Origin of the sequence: Symmachiella macrocystis (assembly GCF_007860075.1) — a bacterium.
Classification (GTDB): Bacteria; Planctomycetota; Planctomycetia; order Planctomycetales; family Planctomycetaceae; genus Symmachiella; species Symmachiella macrocystis.
Genome location: NZ_SJPP01000001.1, coordinates 2951019 through 2967929, shown reverse-complemented (window position 1 = coordinate 2967929; position 16911 = coordinate 2951019). Strand labels below are relative to the sequence as shown.

Below are 16911 nucleotides of genomic sequence, written 5' to 3'. Positions count from 1 at the left end.
ACGGCGTAGGACAACCGATTAGCCACCAAAAAAACCTCACGCTAAGGCGCAGAGCTTGCAAAGTGGATAATCACTTTCCGCGAATTCGCATTGCGAATGGAATGAATCGGGAATTTGAATCGCAATCCATGAATACCGAATGTCCCCACTGCCAGACGCGTGTGAACCTTTCGGCGGATGGACGGTGCCCAATGTGCCGCCGCACGATCGATGTCGCCTCGCAGGACGCGGCCGAAGAGTCGTCCATTGAAACATCGCGCGAGCAATCGCGATACGATGCAGTTATCGACGTTTTGTTGTGCCCGATGTGCGGAGTGGCTTCTCCGGCTGGCAGCATGAGTTGTCCAAATTGCGGGGAGGATTTTGGCACACCGACCGGCAGCATGTGGCGTCAGGGCAACAAAACTCTCGTCATGCACAAAAACGCTGAGATGCCGAACCGTTGCGTCAAAAGCAATCGGCCTTCTACCCGCTACCTCAAACGCAAATTGTCGTGGCATCATCCGGGATGGTACGCATTGATCCTCGTTTGCAATATGATCGTCTATGCGATTGCCGCACTCATCGTACGCAAAACGGCGACCATTTACGTTGGGTTGAGCGAAGAATGGTTTGTGCGGCGACAGCGGGCCATCTTAATCAGTTGGACGTTGTCCCTGTTGGGAATCGCCCTTTTAGTGACTGGGATTGCGCTGGTTGATGCGTCAGAATACGCGGTGGCTATGATCCCGCTTGGAATCATCCTGCTGTTGGGCGGATTAATTTATGGCGTCGTGAGGGCGCGAATCGTAGAGGTCAAAAAAATCAAAGATGATTACATCTGGCTAAATGGCTGTTGCGCCGAATATCTTGACGAACTGCCTGAATGGACCGGCGAGCTGTTGTAACCGCCTGGCAAATCGCAAAACGCCAAGCAAATCAGAGCTCCTTAAAGGTTTCGGTCATCCCGATTTGGGGAGCCGTCGCTCAATAAACGAGTGACTCGATCGCCGGTGATTACTGGCCGTTGCTGGCAATCGCCTTCTGTGTTCGCAGGTTTCCGGACCGGTACGCCGTCGCAATCGCCTTGGGGACATCGGCTTCGGCCAATACGACCTTGGCGCGGTTTTCCTGGGTGAGCGCTTTCATCTCTTGCTCGGTGGCCACGGCTTGGGCGCGACGTTCTTCGGCACGAGCACGGGCCACGCGGACATCCGCCTCGGCCTGATCCGCCTGCAAACGGGCACCGACGTTTTCGCCCACGTCGACATCGGCGATATCAATCGACACGATCTCGTAGGCGGTCTGTGAGTCCAAACTGCGATCCAACACCGCTTTGGCAATCAACATCGGGTTGGCCAACACTTGCTTGTGGCTATCGGATGAGCCAATCGCCGAAACGATCCCTTCACCCACGCGGGCGATGACTGTTTCTTCGGTCGCACCACCGACGAGTTGTGCGAGATTGGTCCGCACGGTGACACGTGCGCGGGCCTTGAGTTGAATCCCATCCTTGGCGACACCATCGAGGGTTGTCCGGCCCGAACCGCGGCGGGGGTCGGGACAATCAATCACCTTGGGGTCGACGGAGGTTTGCACGGCGTCCAGTACGTTCCGGCCGGCCAAGTCGATGGCGGCAGCCGTATCCCAGTCCAAATCGATTTTGGCCCGGTGGGCCACAATTAACGACTGAATGACGCGGCGGACGTTACCTTGAGCCAAATAGTGGGCCGAGAGCGCCCGTGTATCGATCGGTGGCAGTCCTGATTGAACCGCCATGATTTTGGACTCGACGATCACCATCGCATTGACTTTTTGCAGCGACATGCCGATCAGTTGCAAGATGCCGATTCCGGTCCGCGTGACGAAAGCCCGGAGCCAGATATTGAAATATTTGATCCCTACAAAGGCGGCGACCAAAAAGAGCAGCCCTCCCACGAGGAAAACCGCCGCCATGATCAAAAATTGAGGGTCGTCCATTTTGCTCGTCTCCGTATGACCAGGATATCAGTGTCGGCAGCGATCCCGCCGGGCTGAAGGTCCTAACAACTTACGAGATTACCTAGCGATTTGCAATTCCACCAGTCGCACAGAAAAGTCCACGTTTCAAAGCTCCTTGTCGAGTGATGCAGTCGCCAGCTCCCGCGTTTGCTGCTCGTCATTCTCCTCAGAATCGTCCGACTTGCGGCCACCGACGATTTGCGTGAAGTCCATATAGACCATATTCAGCGACGGCACGATAACTAACGTCAAACCGGTAGCGAAAACCAGCCCAAATGTGAGCGTCACGGCCAAGGGAATCAAGAATTTGGCCTGGAAACTGGTTTCAAACATCAAAGGCATCAATCCGGCCACCGTGGTCAATGTCGTCAGCAGGATCGCACGGAGCCGCAATTTCGCGCCGGCGACATTCGCCTCAAACGGCGTCATGCCCTGATGCACGCGGCGATTGATGAAATCGACCAAGACCAGTGAGTCGTTGACCACAATTCCGGTCAGGGCCACGCAGCCAATAAAGCTCAATATAGTGAGCGGATTGCCCGTCACCCAGTGTCCGATGATCGCCCCCAACACCCCAAAGGGAATGGCCGCCATCACGACAATCGGCTGTAAGTAAGCTCGAAATAGCCCGGCGAGCATCATATAGATCAACAACAACGACACTAATCCGCCAATCCACAAGCTGCCCATCGCTTTGCGGAATTCTTCCCCTTTTCCCAATTCTTCGAGCCGGACCTGCGGATGTTCTTTGCGCAGCTCAGTGGAAAACCACCGACGCACATCCGCCATAATGTCCCGCGAGTTGCCCTGTTCGTCGTTGATTTGGCCGATGACCGTAATCGAGCGTGTCTGTTGGCTGCGATGAATCGACGTGAAGCTCTCCCCTTCGGTGAGCCGCGCCACTTCGTTGACCGGAACCCAACCCCGATTGCCGGTCGTCGCCGGGGTGGGAATCCACATCGATTCTAAATTGTAAATGTTGTAGCGAAAGGACTTGGGATAGCGGACCATTATTTTGACGTCTTCCCGATCCCGCGTAATCCGCCGCACCTCGCGCCCATAAAACGCGCTGCGGACATGGCTGCCCAACAGCGTTTCCTGAATGCCGGTCGGCCGTCCCGCATCGCGCATTTCGACGCGGACTTCTCGTTTGCCCCGATCATGGTTGTCGTCCAATCCATAAACCCCTTTATATGTCGCCAACTGCGCCTTGAGTTTTCCGGAGACGACTTTTAACTCCTCAAAATCATCACCTGCAATTCGGAGTTCGATATCCTTGCCGCCGGGACCGCCGCTCATGGCTTCCCAAGTGACGGAATTCACGCCCGATAGTTTTTCCGACACACCGCGCAACTCATCCAGAATCTGGTCACTGGACCGGTTGCGCAGTTCGGCCGGTTGCAGTTCGATAATCAACTGTGCCAAATGCGGTTGGCTGAAATCTCCCACAGCACCCGCTCCGGTGAAGTCAATTTGCAGCGCCACGAAGGATTGCACATTGACGACTTCCGGCAAGGATACGGCATATTGCGTTAATTCGTTGAGCCGTTTTTTGGTGGTGGCGGCTGGTGTTCCGACCGGCATCTCCAGGCCGGCAATGATTGTCTCGCTGTCCATTTCTTGCACCATGACGATCTCTACAATGCCGCCGGCGATCAGGCCAAACGAGGCAATAACCAAAGCCAGCGCGACGGTCAGCGTGACGTAACGCCAACGCAGCGTGAAGCGCAGCAACCGTTCGTAGGTCCCGTTGATCGCCCGCATGATCGTTTTTTCTTGTACGGCGCTGAGCCAATGAAAAAATCTGCGAATCCTGCCCGTTGGTTGTTGATCGCGTTTTTCGGCATCGCTGCGGTGGGGCGGAATATGAGATAAGTGCGCCGGAAGAATCACCAGGGCTTCGCACAATGAAACGCTCAAGGCACACAAGACCACCATCGGCAGCACGCCCATAAAGTCGCCGATTTGCCCCGTGATAAACAGCAACGGCGCGAATGCGCCGATCGTGGTCAAGATGGCGACCGTGACCGGCCACATGACCTCTTCGGCTCCGACGATCGCTGCTTGGCGGGGAGGCATCCCCTCTTCGACGTGTCGATAGATATTCTCGCCGATTACAATCGCATCGTCGACGATAATTCCCAAGACGACAATCAACCCCATCATACTGATCAGGTTCAATGTCTCGCCAAACGCCCACATCATGATGAACGTGCCCATGAACGAAATCGGCAAGCCGATCGCCGCCCAAAATGCCACACGCCAATTCAAAAACAGCACGAGCGAGAGCAGGACCAAAAACAACCCAGACTTGCCGTTGCGGGTCATCAGGTCCAATCGCCCCTCAACGAATCGGGCCAGGTCGCTGTGCAGGTCAAGTTCAAAATTGCCATCAATCGGCTCCGAGGCACTGGTTTCGTATACCTCCTGCAAATCGGGTCGGCCCATGGCCCTGTCCATAACCCATTCCATCGACGAGCCCACCAGCGCTAGCGGTTTCCAATACCAAACTTCTTTATAGGCTTTGCGGAATCCATAGGGATCAAAATCCAGGTCGCGTTTTTTTCCGGCAACATAGGCTTTGACCATCCGCGCGATTTGGATGGCATCCTGGTCGGCCGTTTTGAAGACAATGCAGCTAGCCGACGGTTTGCCGTTGAAATAGCACTCCAGGTCGGACTCGATGAATTCATCGATCACCACTGCAACGTCCGAGAGTAAGATCTTGCGGCCGTCGGGTGTACTTCGCACGACGATGTCGAGTAGTTCCTCCCCTTCCCGTTCTTCGCCGAGCGTACGCAGTGTCATCAACGTTCGATTGCTTTCCAATTCCCCGCCGGAAACATCGCGATTGGTTTGGCGAATCGCATCGGCGACTTCATCGAAGGTGATGTCATATTGCCGCAACCTCTCGGGGCGAATTTCGACGCTGATTTCGTCTTCCCGCGTTCCGGAAACCTCCACATCGCTCACACCGGGTAGCAACAACAAGTCGTCGCGAATCTTGCGGGCTTCGCGTTTGAGAATTTTTTCGCCGCCGTCCCCGAAAATGGCAACGCTGATCACCGGTAGTTTCGGCTCCATTTTGCGGACAACCGTTTTCTCAGCGTCGTCCGGCAGGTCCTGGATCGCGTCGACTTCGACCTTGACCTCCTGCAGCACACGATCGACATCTTTGACTTGGCTGTAGAGCGTAACCGAGGTCATCGATAAGCTCTCCGAGACCGTCGACTCGACCTTTTCGACCCCGTCGATATCGCGGACCGCCTCCTCGACTTTGATCGTAATCGCCCGCTCGATTTCTTCAGGCTGCACGCCGGGATGCAGGGTAGTGATCAAGAGCTTATTGGGTCGGGACTCGGGAAACATTTCTCGAGTCAAAGTGATCGAGAAAATTCCTCCCGCCACCAAAACCACGACCATGATCATATTGACCAAAACCGGGTTTTTGACGCTGAAGCTGGGAATGGACATAAGGTCGCTACTGCCCTCGGACGTTGAATCCAATCATCGAGATGTTTGCGCGAGCCGCCCCAATTTGATTACGACGCCCCCATTGTCTGCCGAGTCATTATAGGCGCCACGGCGTCGTGACAACATTTGCGAATCGCTGGGAATTGATGATTTTCCAGAATTGGTAAAAATCCGCGACCTGGCAATTCTTTCCCAGGGTGGCGCGGATTTTCCGCTTTCCCTAGGCTATGTTAAATCACTCTTGCGGGGAACTGTCCGCCAGTGGAATTTGCTGCTACGGCTCGGACAAACTTGACAGACGCTGATCATGGTCGAAGATGGGCGGATTGTTGTACCTCTCCTTTTTCATCTGTTTCGCCAACGACCATCGCATGCAACGCTTCTTGAAAATCATCCTTTCCGTAATGCTGTGTGGAGCGGCTTGGTTGTCGTTTGATGCATGGTACACGCCGTTGGAAGTGCGGCAGCAGGCTGCGGCGGCGAGAGTGACAGGCGGGCCAGACGAGTTTGCAGCTGCCAAAGCCTTCACCGAAGCTCTCTGGGGATCAATGCGCTGGGCAGCGCCCCTGGCTGTGCTGGTTGCTTTAGTGGCACTTTTTCAATTGCATCGGTTGGCTCCATTTTTATCCTCCGCCGGACGCGGTTTTCAAGCGGCAACGGCCACAGGTAATGAGCCGCACGACGCACGCCAAACGTGGCTGATTCGAGGATTTGTGGCTGCGTGGCTGATCATCGCCATGACGCAATTTGGCGAGAGTGTCGTGCAGCGGATGCGCGACTGGCAGAGCTATGGGCTGCATGCGGGACAGACGTCGTTGCCCAATCTCAGCGACACCAATTATCTGTTGATTCGCTACCTCGAAGAGGCGACGCCCCCGGATGCGAAAATTCTTGTACTCAGCGACCAAAAATTGTTTTTCCTGTCCTATTACCTCTTGCCGCGGCGGTTGTATCACCCGATGCATCCCGACAGTGAATTTGTGATTCCGCTGGCTCAAGGCGAGCGTCAGCTGGCTGCTTATACGCGCGTGGACTTGCCGGCCCAATACCTCGAAGAATTGCAACCAGACTACGTGCTCGAATACTTTGAAGGAGAGGCGTTCGTCGATCCTGCCCGAGTGCGGGAAGATCAGGGTTGGCTCAGGTTTTTGGGACAGGGGAAAGTCACCACTGAGCAACCCAGGATTCAAGTCATTTTGCGTCCCTATCCATCGGAGGGGACGCCGTGATTGGTTGGGGTTTGTTACTCTTCGGCCTGATTGGCCAATGGCTCTTCGGCGCCGCACTGGCCACGCTGATTCTCGGCCGCCGCATTTGGAGACCGTCTCCCCAGGGTGGATGGCTGACGAGCCGAGCTGAGTTGATTGGGTTGGGTATCGTGCTGGGAATTGCCGGGACGAGTTATGTGCAATTTTTGTGGGGACTGGCCGGCGGTCCGCTGGCGCGTTCGACGAGCATCGGTTGGGGAGTGTTGGGTTGTCTGGCCGGAATCGCCGCTTGGGGACTCAGCCGCGCCCCCCGCCCTGCTCCGCTGAGTCACGACGACCAATCCGCTTGGGTCCGTTTTGCTGCGACGATTGTTGTGTTGTTGTTTGTTTCGCTACTGGGCCAAACATTATTAACCCCGCAGCGACTGTGGGATGAACGGGCGATCTTTGGGTTGAAATCGATCGTGCTGTTTGAGGACGCACAACTGCAAAGCGCCGACTTGCTGCATCCAGATTTTGTCCAATACCATCCCCGCTATCCACTGCTGATTCCGTTGGCCGAACAACACATTTATGCCCTGCTGGGAAGCGCCGACGACCGCTGGGCGAAGCTGCTCTTTCCGCTGATGTACCTCGGCATGGTGCTCACATTTGCCGGGGTGTTGCAACGTCAGCTGCGGGCTGCTACCGCTTGGTTGTGGACGTTGGTCTTAGCCACCGTGCCTATTCTGGCGTTCAACGATTACGGGTTCCTCTCCGCCCAAGCCGATGCCCCCGTCGCCTGTTATCACGGCGTCAGCCTGCTCTATCTGTGGAGTTGGTTACGCACGCGGCGCAAAGAACAGATCAGTGCCCCTCGCCCGTTGATTCTCGCCGGCGTGGCTGCGGCAATGACACTTTTTACCAAGGACGAAGGAATCGCGCTGGCGCTCATCGATGGTGGCCTGTTGTGCCTGTTGGTCATTGTTTTGAACTGGGGACCGGAGAATCAAAAACTCGCGGCCCTAAAAACCGCGCTGGGTTGGACGGGACTCTTTGCCGTCACAACGTTACTGATTGCTGCCCCATGGTTCCTCTACCGTGGACGACTGCCGACGACGACGGAGATGAACTACAGCGGGCGAGTGAACTTGGCGACGCTCATGGCGGGACTCGGCACGCTGTCGTGGTCTGTACCACACATGCTGGGCGCCATGTTTCTGCAGGTGACCACCATGGGTCTACAGTGGTGGGGATTGCTCATTGCCGGGGCGACCCAACCGCGCCGCACACTCCGCCCGGAACAACTGTTGTTGCTGGGCGACGTAATCGGAGCATTGGCGGCCCTCTTGGTCGTCGGCATGATCGCTCCCACGCCGGTCGAAGAACACATCGGCGGCTCCAGCCACCGCTTTCTTATGCAGATCACACCGGTCGCGGTGCTGTTTATTGCTGGGCAGTGGAGTGGAGATGAGTAGTTGGTAGAGAGTGGCCGGTGGCCAGAAAGAAGTTCCGCTCCCGACCTCTCACGCCTGTCCCCTCAAGCCTCATACCTGCGTTGCTGGACGCGTTTGCGACGACTTGCCACAATAAGTCAACAATACAAAACACGAAGGAAGTTGCATGGACACCAAGAAACCGGGCGTTGTCAGTTACGATCAGGTCGGCGACGAGTATCTGCAAAACCGCAAGCTGCGCAAATCGGCGGGGTGGATTTTGTTGTGGGCTTTGGGTGTCGGGGCGGTGATTTCCGGGGATTACTTTGGTTGGAATTTCGGTCTCAAATACGGTTTCTGGTCGTTGGCGATTGCAACGGTGCTGATGGCGGCCATGTATATTTGCATGGTGTTTACCATCGCCGAACTCTCCGCGGCGCTGCCGCATGCGGGGGGATTTTTCTCCTTCACTCGCAATGCCTTTGGCCCCACAGGCGGATTCATTTGTGGGCTGACCGACACGATCGAATATGTGATCACACCAGCGGTGATCGTGGTGGGCATTGGCGGATACGTCAACAAACTCGTGTTCGGCGACAGCCCACCACCCGTAGGAGTTACCTTCTTATGGTGGTTTTTGTTCTACGCGGTTTTTGTGGCGATCAACATTCGCGGCGTGGAACTGACATTAAAAATCGGCTTAGTGATTACCGGCATTGCTGCGGCGGTTCTAGTTCTGTTTTATGTCAGTGCCATTTCGACCGGTGCCTTTAGTTGGGACAAACTGCACAACATCCCGGTGGCAGAGACCGCCGCAAACTCTTGGTTACCGCCGGGCGTGTGGGGAATCTTCGCGGCTTTGCCGGCGGCAATGTGGTTTTATTTGGCAATCGAACAACTTCCCCTCGCTGCGGAAGAAGCCCACGATGCCGTCAACGATATGCCCAAAGCACTGATCTGGGGCATGCTGACGTTGCTCGTTTTATCCCTGTGCACATTGGTGTTAAATACTGGTGTCGGCGGCGGAGCGGCGGAGATGGCTGTATCCGATGCTCCATTGGCCGATGGATTCCTAGCTGTGTTTGGCACTGGCACGGCATCGTGGCTGTTGATCCTGATTTCCCTCACCGGTCTGGTGGCCAGTTTTCACGGCATCATCTACGCTTACGGGCGCGTGTTGTTTGCCCTGTCCCGCGCCGGTTATTTCCCCCGCTGGATGTCGCTGACCAGCAAAAACCACACGCCTTATGTTGCCATCATTTTGGGGGCATTCATCGGCTTTGCCTGTGCGGTGATGATTGACTTTATGGGCGACAACAGCTTGGTCGGCAAGTCGCTGCTGAGCATGGCGGTCTTCGGAGCCGTGATTTCCTACGCGATGGTCATGCTCAGTTTTATTAAATTGCGGATCGCCCGGCCGAACATGCCGCGTCCCTATCGTAGCCCGCTGGGGATTTCCGGGGCAGTCGTGGGGTTGGTGCTATCACTGATCGCACTGCTAGCCACCTTCGCCGACGAAGCGGCCCGGCCCGGTGTATGGGGAGTGGCGATCTTCGTGTTCGTGGGGATTGTGTACTTCTTCGTTTACAGTCGGCATCACCTCGTCGCCCAAGCCCCGGAAGAAGAGGATGCTCTGATCGCCCAAGCGGAACACGAATTGTCGCATTAGCGATCGAAGACGCTTTGCTACATGTCCCGCCGATAATAACCAAAGAGGCCACGTTGGACATCCACGACAATGAGGTCACAATTGGAGATTCTTCCCTCTGGGCTGAGCGGCCCGCGGATGATCAGAGCGAAACGAGGTTCACCCTTATGGTTACGCAGTGGCAAAAACCACTTCTCAAGTGATTTCCATCGGCGAAGGCCTTGAGGCTTCTGCTTCAGCCATCGACCATATCCATCAGGAGGCGCACTCGAAAGAATTCTCTTCGCTTCCTCCACTGGGATTCTCAATACGACTTCACGGGTTCCGTCGGCGCCACCTGGAGGAATGGCAATTCCTTTTGTATACGTGTCAATGTGCTCAACAAGTTCGACGGAATCCGTTCTGGGAATGTTAGCCATCCGCAGTACGTTATCAACCGCCGAGTCCGCGCGTGCTTGGTTACTACGGTGAACATGTATTGCGACCGAAATGGCAAGAACCTCGTAAACACAAATCGCGACAAGGCAACCACAAGCGATCCGTTTCATCGCGGGCTCATCCATTGCGAAGAATCGTTTTTGTTTCTGGTTTCCGCGATTGAGAAGGCAACCAGAGACGGCGCAGCCAACAAGAAGCCACAATTACCGTGATTCCTAGCATACAAACAAAAAATCACTTCTCCAAGACCGCAAACTGCGACACAATCGCTTTCGCACATCGCAATCCATCGACGGCAGCGCTGATGATTCCACCGGCGTACCCCGCGCCCTCGCCGGCGGGGTAGAGGCCGGCGATGCCTGGGGTTTGGTAACTCTCGCGATCACGGTCGATCCGTACGGGAGAGCTGCCGCGCATTTCGGGGCCGACGAGCACGGCGTTTTTCAGGAATTGGCCGCGCCATTTTTTGTCCATCACCTTCAGTCCGCTGCGGACGGCTTTGAGGATCACCGGGGGGAGGACCTCCGACAGGTTGGCCGAGACAGAGCCGCGTTGGTAGGAACAGACTGGCGGGCGGCCGTGAGGGCGACGGTCGGCTAAAAAGTCCTCCGCGGATTGCACCGGACAGAGATAATCGCGGCGGCCAATCTCATAGGCGATCGCTTCGTACTTACGCTGCACTTCGACACCGGCCAGCGGATGGCTGCTGCCCATTTCCTCAGGCTCGAGCGTGACGACCAGACCGCTGTTGGCGAAGGGCGTGTCGTGCCGCGAATTGCTCATGCCGTTGGTGCAGAACATCTCCAGTTCTGACACACTCGGAATGATCGAGCCGCCCGCGCACATACAGAACGTAAACAAATCCTTTTGGCCGCGTGCGACGAGATTGTAGTCAGCAGCGCCGAGCAGGTCGTAGTACGACTCCTTGCCGTATTTGCGACGATTGATTTGGTCCTGCGGTTGTTCGATTCGCAGCCCCAGTTGAAACGCCTTGGCCCGCATCGGCACGCCCAACGCGTGCAACATGCGATAGGTATCGCGCGCGCTATGCCCGATGCCCAACACGACTGCCCGCGTTGTTAAGTAGCCGCTCGAAGTTTGCAGGCCGCGGACAACACCGTCGTTGATATCCAGCCCCTCCATCTGGCAACCGAAACGATATTCGCCTCCCAGGGCTTCGATCTTGCGACGAAAGTTCCGCACCAGCATCGGCAGCCGGTTGCTCCCCAGGTGCGGGCGGTGTTCGTAGCGGATCGACGGTTTGCCGCCGCACTCGACAAGTTGCTCCAACACCCAATCCACATCCGGCCCGGTCATGCGACAGGTCAGTTTGCCGTCGCTGAATGTCCCCGCTCCCCCTTCGCCGAACAGGTAATTGTTCTCGCGATCAAATGCGCCGCCGGAATCGAAATCGCGAATCGCTTTCACGCGCGGTTTGACCGCTTGACCCCGTTCTAAAATGATCGGGCAATAGCCTCGCTGCGCCAAATAATACCCGGCCAACAATCCAGCCGGCCCCGACCCCACGACCACCGGCCGCTGCGGCAACGGTTCCGGCCCCGACGATGGCTCGACGAAAACCGGATCGCTGAACAGCGTCACCGCTTCCCCGCCGCTTTGCCGCGCCAACAGCGTCGTTTCGTCCGCACAGTCCACGACGGTCGAATACACAAACTCCATCCGGCTTCGCGACCGCGCATCCAGGCTTTTCCGCAAAATCCGCCACTGGCGAATCTCATCATCACCCACCCCCAACAATTCCGCCGCCGCACTACGGAGCGATTCTTCAGGAGCCTCAACGGGGAGACGGAGATTGGTGATTTTCAGGGACATTGGCGGACATTTCGGGTGGACGGACAATCAAAGCGACAACGTTAGTGGATTCTTCCCGATTCGGTTGTCGCGAATCTAGCCGACGATTTCAAATGCACCAAGCCATTGGATGGTGAATTTTCTTGTAAATCGGAATCTGGCGTTCTATCGTGAACGGCGACAGTATCGCTTACAGGCGATTGACAACTTCGGGACTAGCGTCCGAAGACGGTTGCATTCAAAGCCGATCATGTGATTGACAGAAGAGAGATTCAATGCGTTCATTTTATCTGACTGCGAGTCTGTTGGTAGTGATTTCGTCCCTTATCGGGTGTGGTGGCGGTGGCGGTAACGACAAGGACGATTCCATACAGCAAGTTGGCGTGGACACCAGATACGTTCTCCCCGACACGATATTTGCTGCGGTGATCAATGTACGGCAGATACACGAGTCACCGGTGTGGGAGGATCATCCCCAACACTTGAAATGGTCCGATTCATTCTTAGAGGCTTTCAACTACGCGCAAATGAATCTGAAGTCTGGTGATTTTGGAGGAGACATCCGGCCAGAGAATATCAACCGCATCGTCTTGAGTGTGGGGTTTAGACCAGAAGATGCCACGACTAAAATTCCGGTCGCATTGGTTGCGCACTTCAAAGAAGCTCATGCTGATATTGAAACCATCGAACAATTTTGGGGACTTGCGGGTGATCCCGATTCAATTCAGAAAAAAGCAATTGGTGCCGCAACCTATTATTTCGTTCAACCAAAAAAGTATCTTTCAGAGGCGATGTTCGTTCACTTCCCGGATAAACGGACCGCCGTTGTTGTGAACAACGAAAAAATACTGCAGGCATTCATCGCCGAGAAATCCGATGTCACGTCACCAATTGCAGAGAAGCTTCCAGATCTTGATCTTAGTCCCGACGCAACATTTCTGTTTGCAATGGACGACGAGCAAAGGGACTTTATTAACACCTTTATTAACATCTATGGGCGAATGACTTCAGGGAAATTTCTAGGGAACCTGCCTGAAGGACTGCAAGAAGCGTCTCTCGCCGGATCACTTTCACCAGATTTAGAATTACAAGCCTCATGCAAATTCGTTGATTCGGAAATTGCCACCGCTGCAAACACATCCTTTACGGGATGGACGCAGAATTGTCTGTCCGTCATATCCACTACTCTGGAAAAAAATAATCCGCCCGTTTCAGCGGAGTTGAAAAAAGGAATACTCGCGATCCAAAAATTACTGAGCGGACTTCAGTCCGATCAGAATGGCCGCCGAGTCGACATCCAAAGTGCAAATACTGATGGCATCGACGGTTTAGATGCCATGGCGGCTTTTACAAAATTAAAACTCGCGGCTGTAGAATCGGACCGCAAGAGATATCTAGCACGAGTGGATTATGAAAAATCCCATCCCCGCGGTTTCTCGTCACCCGCCAATTTGAAATACGTGCTGCCAAACGCCACATTAGGCGTTGCCATCAACGTGCACCAAGCCATGCAGTCACCTGTCTGGGAAAACAACACTGAAGTCAAAATGTACCTTCCCATGCTTCAAACTCTACTTCCCGACTTGCCAGAGAGCGGACTGAACCCGTCAAACATGGCTCAGGTTTTCGCGAGCATCGAACCGGCTGACGGGCCGGACATCTCAAGATCATCGGTATCTGTTGTCTTGCAGCTCAAATCGCCGCATGCGGGAGAAGGTTTAGTGGAGCAATTCACAAAATCAAAGGGGCAAGCAAGCAAAATCAAAAAAATGCAATTTGATGGCCAAACTTATTTTAATCTTGACCCCGATCGCCCGTTGGGACGCCAGATGTTTCTTCATATTCCAAACGAAAATACAATCCTATTCGCTGGTCCAACGGAACAAGTGATGCAGCAGTTGCTAAAGCAAGACGCGCCACCCGATTCACCATTAGCCGTAACGTTTAAGACCGCTGATATGACACACGACATCGTATTTGTCGCTATCGCCGACGATCAAATTCGTAACTTCCTACGTAGAGTGTCTGCCATGTACTTAGGCGATGAAATGACCGGGCTGCTAAAACGTGCGGAAAACGCTGTCGTGTCCGGCACATTTTCACCGAATGCTCGATACGAAGCCGATCTAACGTTTACCGATGAAAAAGCCGCTACGGAGATGCGGACGGTCCTGTTGAATAAACTTCAGAGTGTCAAATCCACAGTCGAAACACGCATTGAGAAACTCAAGCCACTGCCGGATGTGAACATGCAAAAGCAAATCATGCCGGAATTGAAAGCATTTCTTGATGGTGTGCGTTCGGAGCAGACAGGAAAAACTACGCGATTCTTTGTTGTCGGTTTGGATGACATGAACCTGATCAAAGTGCGCGAAGCTGAAAAATGGCTAGCCTGGGGTGGCGACGATAACGATGAAGATTCATCAGAGGAGGACTCCTATGGCACTCCGTCAAACGAATCCGATCCAGAGGATATCGAATCAACGATTAAGGACCGAGTCCAATATCATATTGACCACCTCACCAAGGAGAAATACAAATCGTTTGGGCCGGAACTTCGAGTCTCTTTTTGTGAAGCCCTAGGCAAAAGGGGAACACATGCCAAAGCAGCCCTGCCCCATCTCCAAAAAATTGCCGATGATGAGGATGAAGACGAGTCGGTCCGCAAAGCCGCGACACAGGCGATCAAAGATATCAATTCCGACATGAAACAAAATTAGCGACCCGACCAACCAATAATCACAGCGGCTCAAGCTGCCCGCTCGGCGGTGTACTTCAACCGTAACAATTCCTGTCCGGTGGGTTCGTGTACCGATTCGCTTAAGGGTTGGAAGCCGTAGTTGTCGTAGAATTTTCGGCCGATGGCGTTCGCGCGGAAGACTTCGACCTCAAGGACTTTGTGCAAGCCCCGTGCTTGATCCATCAAGGCGCGGCCGGCGCCGGTGCTGTGGAAGTCGGGTTGCACGAAGATCGCGCCGACTTCGTTGCCGATCAGGGCGATGAAACCGATCACGGTGCCGTCCTGTTCAACGACCCAGGTGTCGGCGTTCGGTAGATACATGTTGGGGATGTTGTGCCGTTCTTGGGCGAGGAACTCTTCGGTCAAAAACGGATGCGCCAACCGCGTCGCTGCCTCCCAAGAGGAGAGCACGCCCTCTAAATCTTTGTCGACGTATTGGCGAATTGTGCGTTCCATGCGACTTAAATCCAGAATGACTGCGCCGGCCGCCGATTTTAGGTTTGCTCAGAAAAGACGAACCACGAAAACAGCGAACGGCACGAAATACAAAGGGAAACAGCGATCACCTGACCATCGAATTAGGCCACCGCATCGTGACAGCGGAGCGACATGGTAGGGGTTTGGGCGACGCCAATCAATAACGCGTCACTTCGCAGCCCGGTAGAGCTTGCTGTAGCTCGTCGCGTTGGGCTTCGTTGAGTTCCAATCCTCCTAAATCCAGACGCTGCAGGTTGTGGAGGACGTATAGCTGCCGCACGCCGTCGAACGTCACTGCTGTTTCGGACAAGTCGAGGTCTTCTACTTTGGTTAAGGATAGCAAATGCTGTAGCCCGGTATCTGTAATCTTTTCGCAATAACGCAAATCTAGAATTTTGAGTTCCGTAAATTGACCGATATACGCAAGGTCCTCGTCCGTGGCTTCTCTGAGCAAGACATACTCAACATTTCGCAACCATCGCAAATGGTTCGCCGCGGGACGTAGATGGTTAGCAGATCCCTCGATAGACACCACTCGCTGAAAATCATGGTCCATCCACTCCTACAATATGGCTGGCTCCGCAATGCCAGTCCGGATTAACGTCCTTCTTGGTAGAGGGCCCAGCCCCCAAAAGGAACCTACACGATAATGCAACCCCTCTATTGATGAGGGCAAGTCGCCTACCACGCCCGACATGATGTCAACTTTAGGACACTCCGCACGAATCACCGCGATCGTCCGTTGTTCCATCGCAATCGGCACCAGCCACATGATGCTGATCACGGCCAACACGGCGACTGCGGCCAGCAAATATGGCCAGCGTGCACGACGTTTAGTCTTCGGCAATTGAGTCGTTGTGTCTGCCATGTTGGGTCCTTGGTGAGTATTAGCGGTGAAACGTCGACCAATAACGCGTCACTTCGCAGCCTGGCAGGTCCTGCTGTAGTTCGTCGAACTGGGCATCGGTTAACTTCACTCCTCCCAATCCAAGGCGGCGCAGGTTGCCGCAAGCTCGCAACACCCGGACGCCGTCGAACGTCACCTTTGTTTCAGACAGGTCGAGGTCTTCCAAGTTGTCGAGAGTGAGCAGATGTTTGAGTCCTGCGTCGGTGATGCCGGTCCTTTGTAGACTCAACGTTTTGAGTTGTGACAGCCCGCCCAGTTGCACCAATCCAGCGTCGGTAATGCTATCGCTATAAGCCACGTTCAAATCTTCTAGTTCAGACAATTGGCCGAGATACACCAAATCCTCATCAGTAGCATCGTCGAGTTTGATTCGTTCTACGCTTTGCAACCGATGCAATTGACTCGCAGCAGGGCGCAAATACTCCGCCGGACCGTCGATAGACACCACCCACAAAAGACCATGTTCCATCCGTCGTTGCAGTTCTGTTGGCCCGAGAAAATCCGTTTTGACTAATGTCCTTTGTCGGCGGCGGGTATGGATCAGATGCATCCAACCAACCCGTGAGGGGCCCTTCCTTCCGTCCGGCATGAATTCTGGGACGTCGACATCCACATCCGGACACTCCGCACGAATCACCGCAATCGCCCGCTGCTCCAGCGCAATCGGCACTAGCCACTTCACGCTGATCACCGCCAACAGTGCGACAACAGCTAGCAAATACGGCCAGCGCGCACGGCGTTTCGTCTTTGGCAGTTGAGTCGCTGCGTCTGCCATGTTTTGTCCTTGGCAAGAATTCACTGTGTGGCGCCAA

At 54.7% G+C, this 16911-nt stretch carries 13 protein-coding genes; 5 read left to right on the top strand and 8 right to left on the bottom strand.

What is annotated here, in order from left to right; all coding sequences use genetic code 11:
• Window positions 1-191 precede the first annotated feature (191 nt).
• Entirely contained in the window at window positions 192-887 is a 696-nt protein-coding gene (locus tag CA54_RS11375) for a hypothetical protein (protein WP_146370885.1), read from the top strand.
• Between the two features lie 109 nt (window positions 888-996).
• Here the strand turns inward: CA54_RS11375 and floA are convergent, their stop codons facing one another.
• Together floA and CA54_RS11365 are read right to left on the bottom strand one after the other, a co-directional pair.
• Window positions 997-1959: a flotillin-like protein FloA gene (floA, locus tag CA54_RS11370; protein WP_146370884.1), complete on the bottom strand. Its 963-nt coding sequence runs from the start codon at window positions 1957-1959 to the stop codon at window positions 997-999.
• Window positions 1960-2085: 126 nt separating this feature from the next.
• Window positions 2086-5454, bottom strand: a complete 3369-nt coding sequence (locus CA54_RS11365; RefSeq protein WP_146370883.1) for an efflux RND transporter permease subunit — start codon at window positions 5452-5454, stop codon at window positions 2086-2088.
• Window positions 5455-5825: 371 nt separating this feature from the next.
• Here CA54_RS11365 and CA54_RS11360 point away from each other — a divergent pair, with 371 nt between their 5' ends.
• From CA54_RS11360 to eat, 3 genes are all read left to right on the top strand, one after another.
• Window positions 5826-6683 carry a hypothetical protein gene (locus CA54_RS11360; RefSeq protein ID WP_146370882.1) on the top strand — a complete coding sequence of 286 codons (858 nt, stop codon included), beginning with the start codon at window positions 5826-5828 and terminating at the stop codon, window positions 6681-6683.
• The gene (locus CA54_RS11355) at window positions 6680-8119 is read left to right on the top strand and encodes a hypothetical protein (protein ID WP_146370881.1); all 1440 of its coding nucleotides are present in this window, start codon (window positions 6680-6682) and stop codon (window positions 8117-8119) included. The genes CA54_RS11360 and CA54_RS11355 overlap by 4 nt, the downstream gene beginning before the upstream one ends.
• 145 nt (window positions 8120-8264) lie before the next feature.
• Window positions 8265-9746 (top strand): ethanolamine permease, encoded by a 1482-nt coding sequence (gene eat, locus CA54_RS11350; RefSeq protein WP_146370880.1) that lies wholly within the window; start codon window positions 8265-8267, stop codon window positions 9744-9746.
• A gap of 17 nt (window positions 9747-9763) precedes the next feature.
• Here eat and CA54_RS11345 read toward each other — a convergent pair whose 3' ends face one another.
• The gene (locus tag CA54_RS11345; protein ID WP_146370879.1) at window positions 9764-10273 is read right to left on the bottom strand and encodes a hypothetical protein; all 510 of its coding nucleotides are present in this window, start codon (window positions 10271-10273) and stop codon (window positions 9764-9766) included.
• A 124-nt stretch (window positions 10274-10397) separates the two neighbouring features.
• A complete protein-coding gene (locus CA54_RS11340; protein WP_146370878.1) occupies window positions 10398-11996 on the bottom strand; it encodes an NAD(P)/FAD-dependent oxidoreductase in 1599 nt (532 codons plus the stop codon).
• A 254-nt stretch (window positions 11997-12250) separates the two neighbouring features.
• On the opposite strand from CA54_RS11340, the gene CA54_RS11335 reads away from it, so the two are divergent.
• Window positions 12251-14695 carry a HEAT repeat domain-containing protein gene (locus tag CA54_RS11335; protein ID WP_146370877.1) on the top strand — a complete coding sequence of 815 codons (2445 nt, stop codon included), beginning with the start codon at window positions 12251-12253 and terminating at the stop codon, window positions 14693-14695.
• A gap of 29 nt (window positions 14696-14724) precedes the next feature.
• Here the strand turns inward: CA54_RS11335 and CA54_RS11330 are convergent, their stop codons facing one another.
• The 4 genes from CA54_RS11330 to CA54_RS11315 form a co-directional block, all read right to left on the bottom strand.
• On the bottom strand, window positions 14725-15171 hold the full coding sequence (locus CA54_RS11330; RefSeq protein ID WP_146370876.1) for a GNAT family N-acetyltransferase: 447 nt from the start codon (window positions 15169-15171) through the stop codon (window positions 14725-14727).
• Between the two features lie 178 nt (window positions 15172-15349).
• Window positions 15350-15676: a hypothetical protein gene (locus tag CA54_RS11325; RefSeq protein ID WP_231963036.1), complete on the bottom strand. Its 327-nt coding sequence runs from the start codon at window positions 15674-15676 to the stop codon at window positions 15350-15352.
• A gap of 78 nt (window positions 15677-15754) precedes the next feature.
• Entirely contained in the window at window positions 15755-16060 is a 306-nt protein-coding gene (locus tag CA54_RS11320; protein ID WP_146370874.1) for a hypothetical protein, read from the bottom strand.
• 19 nt (window positions 16061-16079) lie between these two features.
• Window positions 16080-16874: a hypothetical protein gene (locus CA54_RS11315; RefSeq protein WP_146370873.1), complete on the bottom strand. Its 795-nt coding sequence runs from the start codon at window positions 16872-16874 to the stop codon at window positions 16080-16082.
• Window positions 16875-16911 lie beyond the last annotated feature (37 nt).

What these genes read in the sequence shown, in the direction of transcription:
- CA54_RS11375 (WP_146370885.1), top strand. Translation starts at nt 192, where the DNA reads ATGTGCCGCCGCACGATCGATGTCGCCTCGCAGGACGCGGCCGAAGAG.
- floA (WP_146370884.1), bottom strand. Translation starts at nt 1,959, where the DNA reads ATGGACGACCCTCAATTTTTGATCATGGCGGCGGTTTTCCTCGTGGGA.
- CA54_RS11365 (WP_146370883.1), bottom strand. Translation starts at nt 5,454, where the DNA reads ATGTCCATTCCCAGCTTCAGCGTCAAAAACCCGGTTTTGGTCAATATG.
- CA54_RS11360 (WP_146370882.1), top strand. Translation starts at nt 5,826, where the DNA reads ATGCAACGCTTCTTGAAAATCATCCTTTCCGTAATGCTGTGTGGAGCG.
- eat (WP_146370880.1), top strand. Translation starts at nt 8,265, where the DNA reads ATGGACACCAAGAAACCGGGCGTTGTCAGTTACGATCAGGTCGGCGAC.
- CA54_RS11345 (WP_146370879.1), bottom strand. Translation starts at nt 10,273, where the DNA reads ATGAAACGGATCGCTTGTGGTTGCCTTGTCGCGATTTGTGTTTACGAG.
- CA54_RS11340 (WP_146370878.1), bottom strand. Translation starts at nt 11,996, where the DNA reads ATGTCCCTGAAAATCACCAATCTCCGTCTCCCCGTTGAGGCTCCTGAA.
- CA54_RS11335 (WP_146370877.1), top strand. Translation starts at nt 12,251, where the DNA reads ATGCGTTCATTTTATCTGACTGCGAGTCTGTTGGTAGTGATTTCGTCC.
- CA54_RS11330 (WP_146370876.1), bottom strand. Translation starts at nt 15,171, where the DNA reads ATGGAACGCACAATTCGCCAATACGTCGACAAAGATTTAGAGGGCGTG.
- CA54_RS11320 (WP_146370874.1), bottom strand. Translation starts at nt 16,060, where the DNA reads ATGGCAGACACAACGACTCAATTGCCGAAGACTAAACGTCGTGCACGC.
- CA54_RS11315 (WP_146370873.1), bottom strand. Translation starts at nt 16,874, where the DNA reads ATGGCAGACGCAGCGACTCAACTGCCAAAGACGAAACGCCGTGCGCGC.